This window comes from Streptomyces sp. NPDC004752, from assembly GCF_053601275.1.
This window is the reverse complement of record NZ_JBSGBN010000221.1, coordinates 1-9,547: the sequence shown is the minus strand read 5'-3', so window position 1 is coordinate 9,547 and position 9,547 is coordinate 1. Positions and strand designations below refer to the sequence as shown.

Annotated in this window: 9 protein-coding genes and 2 pseudogenes; 5 read left to right on the top strand and 6 right to left on the bottom strand. The window is 69.0% G+C overall.

Annotated elements, in window-relative coordinates; translation table 11 throughout:
- From ACWEKM_RS44665 to ACWEKM_RS44655, 3 genes are all read right to left on the bottom strand, one after another.
- On the bottom strand, positions 1-527 hold a 527-nt coding region (locus tag ACWEKM_RS44665; RefSeq protein WP_451627043.1), incomplete at its 3' end, for a transposase family protein.
- Positions 528-637: 110 nt separating this feature from the next.
- Entirely contained in the window at positions 638-1,132 is a 495-nt protein-coding gene (locus ACWEKM_RS44660) for a hypothetical protein (protein ID WP_451627042.1), read from the bottom strand.
- 197 nt (positions 1,133-1,329) lie between these two features.
- Positions 1,330-2,616 (bottom strand): IS256 family transposase, encoded by a 1,287-nt coding sequence (locus ACWEKM_RS44655; RefSeq protein ID WP_451627046.1) that lies wholly within the window; start codon positions 2,614-2,616, stop codon positions 1,330-1,332.
- 282 nt (positions 2,617-2,898) lie between these two features.
- Between ACWEKM_RS44655 and ACWEKM_RS44650 the strand changes: the two are divergent.
- Positions 2,899-3,963 (top strand): annotated as a pseudogene (locus ACWEKM_RS44650) (IS256 family transposase); the annotation flags it as partial.
- On the opposite strand, the gene ACWEKM_RS44645 reads toward ACWEKM_RS44650, so the two are convergent.
- Both ACWEKM_RS44645 and ACWEKM_RS44640 read right to left on the bottom strand, forming a co-directional pair.
- On the bottom strand, positions 3,964-4,659 hold the full coding sequence (locus ACWEKM_RS44645) for a transposase (RefSeq protein ID WP_451627045.1): 696 nt from the start codon (positions 4,657-4,659) through the stop codon (positions 3,964-3,966).
- 60 nt (positions 4,660-4,719) lie between these two features.
- The gene (locus ACWEKM_RS44640; protein ID WP_451627047.1) at positions 4,720-5,211 is read right to left on the bottom strand and encodes a hypothetical protein; all 492 of its coding nucleotides are present in this window, start codon (positions 5,209-5,211) and stop codon (positions 4,720-4,722) included.
- On the opposite strand from ACWEKM_RS44640, the gene ACWEKM_RS44635 reads away from it, so the two are divergent.
- The 4 genes and pseudogenes from ACWEKM_RS44635 (at position 5,205) to ACWEKM_RS44620 (ending at position 8,510) form a co-directional block, all read left to right on the top strand.
- Entirely contained in the window at positions 5,205-5,474 is a 270-nt protein-coding gene (locus ACWEKM_RS44635) for a DUF5372 family protein (RefSeq protein WP_451627041.1), read from the top strand. The two genes, ACWEKM_RS44640 and ACWEKM_RS44635, sit on opposite strands and share 7 nt — an antisense overlap.
- 174 nt (positions 5,475-5,648) lie before the next feature.
- Positions 5,649-6,140, top strand: coding sequence for a helix-turn-helix domain-containing protein (locus ACWEKM_RS44630; RefSeq protein WP_451627040.1), 492 nt, complete (start codon positions 5,649-5,651; stop codon positions 6,138-6,140).
- Positions 6,141-6,169: 29 nt separating this feature from the next.
- A pseudogene (locus ACWEKM_RS44625) lies at positions 6,170-6,898 on the top strand (recombinase family protein); the annotation flags it as partial.
- Positions 6,899-7,091: 193 nt separating this feature from the next.
- Positions 7,092-8,510, top strand: coding sequence for a recombinase family protein (locus ACWEKM_RS44620; protein ID WP_451627039.1), 1,419 nt, complete (start codon positions 7,092-7,094; stop codon positions 8,508-8,510).
- A 112-nt stretch (positions 8,511-8,622) separates the two neighbouring features.
- Here ACWEKM_RS44620 and ACWEKM_RS44615 read toward each other — a convergent pair whose 3' ends face one another.
- On the bottom strand, positions 8,623-9,285 hold the full coding sequence (locus ACWEKM_RS44615) for a DDE-type integrase/transposase/recombinase (RefSeq protein WP_451627044.1): 663 nt from the start codon (positions 9,283-9,285) through the stop codon (positions 8,623-8,625).
- Between the last annotated feature and the right edge of the window lie 262 nt (positions 9,286-9,547).

Below are 9,547 nucleotides of genomic sequence, written 5' to 3'. Positions count from 1 at the left end.
CCGAGGCCGGCTTCCCGCAGGTGTTCGGTGATCTTGTTGTGGCGGGCGGCGGTGGTGATCTCGCTGGACCGGCCGGGCTTGGCCGCGGAGATCCAGATAAGGTTGCCCTTCTCGTCGGTCAAAGCGAGAAACAGCAGGCCATGGACCTTGTGCTTGCCTGAGTAGTTCTTCCGGTCGTCCTTCCCGGTGCGGCGGTGGGTGCGGATCAGGGTGCCGTCGAGGAGGACCACGACCCCGCCGCCTCGGGCGATCTTCTTCAGCGCGCGGTCCAGGCGCGGGGCGCGGGCGGCCAGCAGCTTGACGACTTCCTTCACCCAGCGGCGGACGGCGGACTGCCCGACACCGTTGCCGCCGGCCATGTCGGCCAGGCGCTGGTCGTGACGCAGGACGGCGAGCACGATGACAGCCTGCTTACCGGGTTCGGCCTTGCGCCAGACAGAGCGCATCCGGTTCCGGCGCCGGCGTATCAGGCCGGCGACGAGGTCGATGGTCCGCTTCGACAGACGGGAGGCGGACCTGGTGGACAACTCCCTGAGCGCCCTCGGCGGGCTGGTTTTTCGTCACACATCAACCAACTCCCGCCGCCGGCCCTCGCGTTACGGCAGGAATCGGCCCGTCCGGTCAGCGGCGTCACTGGTCAGCGTGGTCGGTAGCGGCCCGATGCGGTGCGGACGAGCCAGCCCCGGTCGGAGAGCTTGCGCAGTTGACCCCTGACCGGCTCGATCTTCCCCGGCGTCGTTTCCCGGCCCAGTCCGAGGGCGACGTCCTTGGCCATCACCGGACCGTCCGCCCCCGCCACGATCTCCATGATCCGACGGTATTCCGTGGTCAGGGCCTGAAGCCCCATCCCCTCGGCACGATCGAGCACCACCCGCATCCCGCCCGCACCCGGACCCACCGTCACAGCAACCGGCTCCGGCTCCGGCTCCGGCTCCGGCTCCGGCTCCGGCGACACGATGCCCGACGGTCGCCGTTCACCGCCGGTGGCCTCGGCCCACTGCCCGAACACCACCTCAGCGGCCTCCAACCGGGCCACCTCCAGCTCGAGTTCGCCCAGCTCCTTACGCAGCAGCTCAGTACCTTTCGCCAGCTCAAGTCGCCGCCCGATCGTCCACGTCAGCACGTCTGTCATGAACATCCCTCCCGACGCGGAACCTACGCGGCAGCCCCGAACCTCACGCCAGAACCCGCGAGAACGCCCGCGCCGGACGATCTCGTGCTAGCGATCACCCCGCCTGCCAGCGCGAGGACCTCACCCGCGCATCACACCAGCCCCACTGAACTGCGGAAGGGTCTGTCCAGCCAATGGTGTAACTCGGGTGGTGTGAGTTAGCGGCGGCCGACGGCGAGTCGGCCGTCGAAGGCGATGTCGAAGGCCTGGAGGGCGGGCTTCCAGCGCATGGTCCAGCGTTTGCGTCCCTGACCGGTGGGGTCGAGGCTCATGACGGCCATGTAGACGCATTTGAGGGCTGCGGCCTCGTTCGGGAAGTGCCCGCGGGCCCGGACGGCTTTCCGTATGCGAGCGTTGACCGACTCGATCGCGTTGGTGGTGCAGACGACGCGGCGGATCTCGGCGTCGAATTGGAGGAATGGCACGAACTCGGCCCAGGCGTTCTCCCAAAGCCGCACGATCGCGGGATACTTGGCGCCCCACTCCTCCTGGAACTCCAGGAACCGGTCTTCTGCCGCGCTTGCGGTCGCAGCCGTGCAGACCGGCTTGAGTGCGCGGGAGATCTTGTCCCAGTCCTGGCGGCCTGCGTAGCGGAACGAGGCCCGGATCAGGTGGACGACACAGGTCTGGGTCACCGCCTGGGGCCAGACCGCCGAGATCGAGTCGGGCAGGCCCTTGAGCCCGTAACAGACGACCATGCACACGTCCTCGACGCCCCGGTTCTTGATCTCGGTCAGGACCTGGAGCCAGTACGTGGCGCCCTCGCCGCCGTCGCCGGCCCACAGGCCGAGGATGTCGCGGGTGCCGTCCACCGTGACCGCCAGGGCGACGTAGACCGGCCGGTTCGCCACCTGTCCGTCGCGTACCTTCACGTGCACGCAGTCGATGAAGATCACCGGACAGACCGGGTCCTGCGGCCGGTTCTGCCACTCGGCCATCCCGTCCATGGCCTTGTCGGTGATGGCCGGGATGGTCTGCTTGGACACGCTCGCGCCGTAGACCTCGGCCAGGTGGGCAGAGAAGTCACCGTGCGTCAGGCCACGCGCGGACAGCGACAGGACCATCTCGTCGACGCCGGTCGGCCGCCGCTGCCGCTTCCTGACGATCTGCGGCTCGAAGCTGCCGTCGCGGTCACGTGGCACCGTGATCTCCACCGGGCCGACGTCGGTCAGCACGGTCTTGGACCGGGTCCCGTTGCGGCTGTTGCCGCTGCCGGCACCGGCCGGGCCGTGCTTCTCGTAGCCGAGGTGGTCGGTGATCCCGCCTTCGAGCGCGGACTCCAGCACGCGCTTGGTCAGCTGCTGCAGCAGGCCGCCCTCACCGGTCAGCTGCAGGCCGCTCGCGCGGGCCCGGCCGACCAACTGCCCGATCAACTGCTCGTCCAGCACGTCCGCCGACAACTCGGCCGGCCGGACCTCTTCAACCGCCTCCGAAGAGACAGTCACGTCGCTCATCAGGTGCTACTTCCATGATCGGGAGTTACACCGAAGACCGTACAGACCCGGACCACACGGTGAGCTCCTCGACCAGGTCTCGGGCCTGACGCGCCAACTTCGCGGGGTCCGTCCTGATCGCGTCCCATGAAGTGGTGTAGCCGCGCAGGGTCCCGGAACGCGCGGGTGTCTGCCCGGGGCGTGCATCCGCTGACCGTGCATGCTCCCTGAACAAGGGCAGGCCATCGCGCAAGTCTCCCTGGTGAACGGGCAGTTCAACCGGAGGAGCACGCGATGGCCTTGTCCCAGTCTGAGCTCATGCGGCTCCTGGAGTCACTACGTCGGGCCGACGGACTTGAAGCAATCAGGGTGGTGTGCGAGCGCATACTGCAGGAGCTGATCGAGGTCGAGGTCACCGGTGCGATCGGGGCCGCGCCGCGTGAACACTCCGAGACGCGCACGACCTGGCGCAACGGCCACCGGGACAGGCTGCTGACCACGCAGGCCGGCGACCTGGACCTGAAGATCCCGAAGGTGCGCAGCGGGTCGTTCTTCCCGTCGTTGCTGGAACGCCGGCGGCGGATCGACCGGGCGTTGCTCGCCGTGGTGACGGAGGCATACGTGCACGGTGTCCCGACCCGCTCGGTCCACGACCTGGTCAAGGCACTCGGTGCGGACAGCGGGATCTCCAAGTCCGAGGTCTCCCGGATCTGCGGTGAGCTGGACGAGGAACCGACCGCGTTCAAGGAACGGCCGCTGGACCACACCGTCTTCCCCTACGTCTTCCTGGACGCCACCTGCTGCAAGGCCCGGGTCAACCACCGGATCGTCTCCCAGGCCGTGGTCATCGCGACCGGGATCTCCGCCACCGGCCACCGCGAGATCCTCGGGCATGGGGGTCCCCCCGCTTGAGCGGAGCCGAGAGTGGGGGAGGTCGGCGACAGCGAGTCGAAGCCGTTCTGGACGAAGTTCCTGCGCTCGCTGCGGGCCCGTGGCCTGGAGAACGTCCAGCTGGTCATCTCCGACAGCCACAGCGGTCTGGTGGCCGCGATCCGCACGGTCTTCCTCGGCGCGGCCTGGCAAAGGTGCCGCGTTCACTTCGTCCGGGACGTCTTTTCGGTGATCGAGAGGGGCTTGGGGGAGATGGTGGCGGCCACCATCCGCACCATCTTCGCGCAGACCACCGGCGAGCAGGTGCGCACCCAGCTGGATGTGGTCGCCGGCATGCTCGGACGGCAGTTCCCACAGGTCAAGACGATGCTGCTGGATGCGGCGACGGACATCACCGTGTTCGCCGACTTCCCGCCGGCGCACTGGAAGAAGATCTGGTCGACGGATGTAATCGTCAAGGAGGGCAGGTCACGGGTCGGCGCCGGGGATGGCGGGCAGGCGGGACCTGCCGGTCGGGCGCATGGGCTGCCACTGGGCGGCCAGCAGAGCGTATGCGCGTTCGGCCTGTCCGGCGATCTCGCGTTCGTGGCGGCGCAGTGGCTTGTTGTTGTCGTAGCCCGCTCCTCGGCGGGCGATCCGGCGTTTGGCGCCCGCGGTCAGCTCGAGCTTGCGGCGTTTGAAAGCGACCAGGCTCGGGCGGGCGAAGGCGTAGTCCTGCTCCTTGGTGACCAGGTGCCAGGCGATGACGGTGATCTTCCGGGCGACCGCGACGATCGCGATCTGCATCCCGCGCCGGGCCGCGATCCGCTGGTGCAGGGCCCGCAGCGGGCCCGGAGAGCGCAGCGCGGCGAACGCGGCCTGCACCAGCATCCCGCGGGCCTTGCCACAGCCGGCCTTCGTGATCCGGCCATGGTGGGCGGGTGTCCCGCCGGACTGGCGCACCCGCGGGTTCAGGCCGAGGTAGGACACGAGCTTGTCCGCGCTGCCGAAGCGGTGGAAGTCCCCGACCGCAGCCAGCACGGTGACCGCGGTCATCGCGTCCACCCCGGGGATGGTCATCAGGCGCCGCACGACCGAATCGTCCAGCGCCTCGGCGGCCGGCCGCCGTTCCACCGCGGCGAGTTCGCCACCGTAGAAGTCGAGCCGGCGCAACAAGGCGCCCACGGTCTGCCGCTCGTCGGCCGGCAGCGTCTGATGCTCCAGCCAGGCCCGGCCGCGGGTGAGTCAGCGGCCAGCAGCTGGGCCAGGATGCGGGCGTCGACCTTGTCGGTCTTGACCTTCGCCTCTGCGAGGTCGTCGCGGCCCACCGCCGCCGCCCCGGCAGGCCGGCGGCGAACTCCCGCAGTGCCTGCGCCCGGCGCGCAGGTCGCGGCGGTCGAGGACGAGGTTGCCGTCGAAGGCGACGAGGCAGTCCTTGCCCACATGCCGCAGCTGCCGTTCGGCCACCAGATATGGGGTGGGTGGCAGCGGCTTGAGGGCCGCGTGGTCGCGGGCGGCCCGGTGTCCGATGACCTCGTGGTGGGTGGCATGGGTGCGGGCGCGTCGCTGCGGTACCCAGGCCATGAACACGGCGTCCATCTCCTCGATGGAGGAGAAGGCCTGACCGGCGAGCACGTGGTCGCGGACGATCAGGACCTGGCGTTCGACCCGGCCTTTGGACAGCGCCGTCAAGTGCTTCTGATCCGCATGGTGCGGAGCGAGTTGTGCGGGTGACACACCCGTTCCATCCGTGGCACGGCCGGTCGTACGAGTTCGTCGTCCGGCGCAAGAACTGGGGCGAGGACCGCGTCTACTTCCGCGACGAGGCGGGAGAGGTGGTGTCGGCGCCGACGGCATGGACCGATGCGGGTGGCGAGGACCCTTTCGTCGTCCTCGCCGCGGGTCGCAGCCCGTTCCGCATCGAGGACCTGCTGGCCCTGGCTGGCCTGATCGAGCACCTGGACGGACGCGGCGGCAGCGCCCAGGAGATGACGCCGTGACCGCCTTGGGGATCACGCCGCAGGCATGGGGGTGTATCCGGCGCACGATGATCGAGACAGCGCACGCCGTGCCGTTTGGCCTGCACAGATTCCTGATCCACTGCCTCCGCGCGCTCTTGGCCGTGATCAGCGGCGACGTAATTCTTGAGGCAGCGATCGGATGTGGGAGGCGGCATGGCCGGCACGGTGACGGGCGATCCGAAAGAGGAGGCACTGCGGGCGACGCGGACGCTGAACCCGCGGCCGGAGGCCGTGGTCGACGAGGTGTTCACCGCCTCCGAGTTCTGCGATCCGCGGGATCTGGTGCAGGTGAAGTACGAGATGGTGCGCCGGGTGCGGGTGGACAAGGTGCCCGCGGCCCGGGCGGCGCGGGAGTTCGGGTTCTCCCGGCAGGTCTACTACGATGCGGCCGCCGCGCTGGACGCGGGTGGTCCGGCCGCGCTGGTTCCGGGCAAGCCCGGGCCGAAAGGGCCGCGCAAGCTCACCGACGCGGTCATGGAGTACGTCGAGACGCGGCTGGCCGCCGAGCCGTCCCTGCGCTCCAAGGACCTGGCCGACGCGGTCGCCGAGAAGTACGGGCTGAGTGTCCATCCGCGCTCGATCGAACGGGCACTGGCCCGCCGAGAGGCCGCACGCACCCAGGAGTTGCCCAAAAGCCGCAGTTGACGGTCCTGCGCGGGCGGTGGCGGCCCGTTATGAGGAACTCCGGACAGCGATCGCCTGTGGCACGGGCGAGGGCTGGCGGCTGGGCCGGGGTGTGCTTGCTGCCAAGGGCATGGCCGCCTGGGCCACGGCCTGGCGGTCCCTGCCCGAGCCGGCAGCCCGGCCGACGCCCGGGCATCGGCCGTCCGGCCTGCCCAGTGACAGCGACGAACTCGTACGGGTCCTGGCCGCGATGGCCATGGCCCACATCCACCCGTCCGATAAAACTGCGGGCCGAAAGCCCCACGACGCTAAGGGAGTTGATGTCACCCATGGACGCGACCGCGGCGGCGGGCAAGGTGACCCGCGAGCATCTGCAGCGTGACGCCTACCTCTATATCCGTCAGTCCACCCTCAAACAGGTCATCAACAACACCGAGTCGACCACCCGGCAGTGCGCTCTGCGCAGCCGCGCCGTCGCCCTGGGCTGGGACCACTCCCAGATCATCGTCATCGACACCGACCAGGGCCAGTCCGGCGCCTCCACCGAGGGCCGCGACGGCTTCCAGCGACTGGTCGCCGAGGTCGGCATGGGACACGCCGGGATCGTCCTCGGCCTCGAGGTGTCCCGGCTGGCCCGCAACAACACCGACTGGCACCGACTCCTCGAGATCTGCGCGTTGACCGGCACCCTGATCCTGGACGAGGACGGTCTCTATGATCCCGTGAACTTCAACGACAGGCTGCTCCTCGGACTCAAAGGCACCATGTCAGAGGCAGAGTTGCACCTGCTCAAGGCCCGTCTGCGAGGCGGATCCCTGTCCAAGGCAAGACGCGGGGAGCTGGTTCAGCCGCTGCCCGTCGGCCTGGTCTACGACCACGCCGACCGCGTGATTCTCGACCCGGACGCCCAGGTGCAGCAGGCCATCCGGCATCTGCTGGCCGGCATTCGCCGCGACCGGCTCCGCCTACGCCGTGGTCAAGGCGTTCGCCGACGCGGGCCTCAAGTTCCCCCGCCGGATCCGCACCGGCCCCAACAAGGGCGAGCTGACCTGGGGCATCCTGCAGCACCACCGGGTCCTGCAGATCCTGCACAATCCCCGCTATGCCGGCGCGTTCTTCTACGGACGGCGCCGCGAACGCCGCGGCCCCGGGGGCAAGTCCACCAGTCACGTGCTGCCCCGCGAGGAGTGGACCGTGCTGATCACCGACGCCCACCCCGGCTACCTGACCGGGACCGAGTTCGAGGCCAACCAGACCCGGCTCGCCGAGCTCGCCGCCGCCCACGGCAGCGACCGCAAAGCCTCCCCACCCCGCGAAGGCACCGCGCTGCTGCAGGGTGTGGTCTCCTGCGGCAAGTGCGGCCGCCGGATGACCGTGCGCTACCGGCACCAAAAGCCCGTCTATCTCTGCCAGTTCGAGGGAATCCGCAACGCCGTCCCGGTCTGCCAGACCATGGTCGGTGACCAGATCGACGCCGCCGTCGGCGAGCTGCTGCTGGCCACCCTGACCCCGCTCAGCCTCGAGGTCGCACTGCGGGTCAGCGACGAGCTGGCCGCCCGCGCCGAGGAAGCCGACCGGCTCCGCGCCGCCGGCGTTGAACGTGCCCGTTACCGAGCCGACCTCGCCAGGCGCCGCTATCTGGCCGTCGACCCCGCCAACCGGCTGGTCGCCGATACCCTGGAGGCCGACTGGAACGAGGCCCTGCGCGAACTCGCCGAGACCACCGAGGAGTACGAGCGCGCGAAGAACACCGCGATCGGCCCGCTCTCGCCCGAGACCCGGGCCAAAATCACCGCGCTGGCCGCCGACTTCCCCCGGCTCTGGAACGACCCGGCCACCCCGATACGGGAACGCAAACGCATGATCCGGCTCCTGGTCACCGACGTCACCCTCACCAAGACCGACCACATCGCCATCGGCGTCGTCCTGCGCGGTGGCCAGAGCCACCAGCTCACCCTGCCCCGCCCGCTGACCGCCTGGGAACTGCGGCAGACCGACCCGGCCGTCATCGCCGCGCTCGACGAACTCCTCGACGAGCACACCGACGCCCAGAGTGCGACCATCCTCAACGAGCGCGGCCTGCCCAGCGGCATGGGCCAGCCGTTCACCCGCGGGATGATCATCCATCTGCGTAACGCCTACCAGCTACGCAGCCATCGCCAACGACTTCTGGAACAAGGTCTGTTGACCGTCTCCGAACTCGCCCGCCACCTCGGCGTCCACTTTCAGACGATCAAGCACTGGCGACGGGACGGCATCATCACCGGCGTCCTCGCCAACGACAAGGGCGAGTACGTCTTCCACCTGCCCGGCCCCGAGTTCGTCCGACCCACCATCGGCCGGCCCCGCCGAAGCGTCCTGGACCCCCAACACTCCGAAACGACCCGATGAGGTGCAGTGTGATGACAGAGGTTTGCCGGTGGGCCGGTAGGCGGCCAGCACGTCGATGTCGAAGTCGTAGTGGCCGGCGAAGCCCACCGCTTCCGGATGGAGCGGGACCGCTTCACCTGGGCGCGACATGCCGGCGGACGACGGTTTTGGTCCGGTCGTGGACGATCGACATCGGCACCCCGCCGTAGTGGGCAAACGCCCGCCGGTGGCAGTCGAAGAAGGTCTGCAGATCCTGGCTGGTCGTGAAGCAGCAGAACGGGTCGCGGGAATACGACAGGGTCATGTGGAACGAATAGACCTTCGGGATGCCCAGGTGGGCGAGGACCTTGCCCTCGTCGCCCCAGTCGACCTGGGCCTGAGCTCCGGGCACGACCTCGAAGCGGCGGTGCATGCCCGCCAACTCCCCCGGTGCGATGCCCAGTTCCTCCGCTGTCCGAGGGCGGGCTTCCTGCAGATAGAGCTTGACCCGCTGGTAGTTGATGGTGGAGCCGTAGTCCTTCACCAGCCGCTCGTGCACCACCGCACCCTTGATGAGGATTTCCGCCCTCAGCATCGCGTCGATCAACGGGGCGACCTCGTCTACCGCTTTCTTGCGCGGCCGGCCGTTCGACACCCTCCTCGGCGATCCGGCCGGGGCCTGCCCGGACAGGTACTTGCGGACCGTCTTCCGGTTCAGGCCAGTCTCCTTGGCGATCTCTGTCAGAGTCACCGCACCGGACTCGAACAGGGCACGGAACCGCTGGAGTTCCAACCAGCGTTGCGGGTCCAAGACCATCGTCAACTGCCCTCCGCCATCCCTTACCAACCAGCAGCAGAGTGCCGAGCAACAGGACTCAAGGCATCAACAAGCGGCCCTTTCCACTCGTACGTGACTGGCCGCGTTCACGCGTACGGCGGCACCTGTACCCGGCCTCGCCGTGGGCCTGGCCGCCTTCTGCACCCGGTGGATCCGCGGTCTGACCAGCGTCTCGCCGAAAGAGGTCATTCCTTGGAGTGACACCGGCGCCGGATGCCGTCGTCCGGGGGAGTGACGGCGG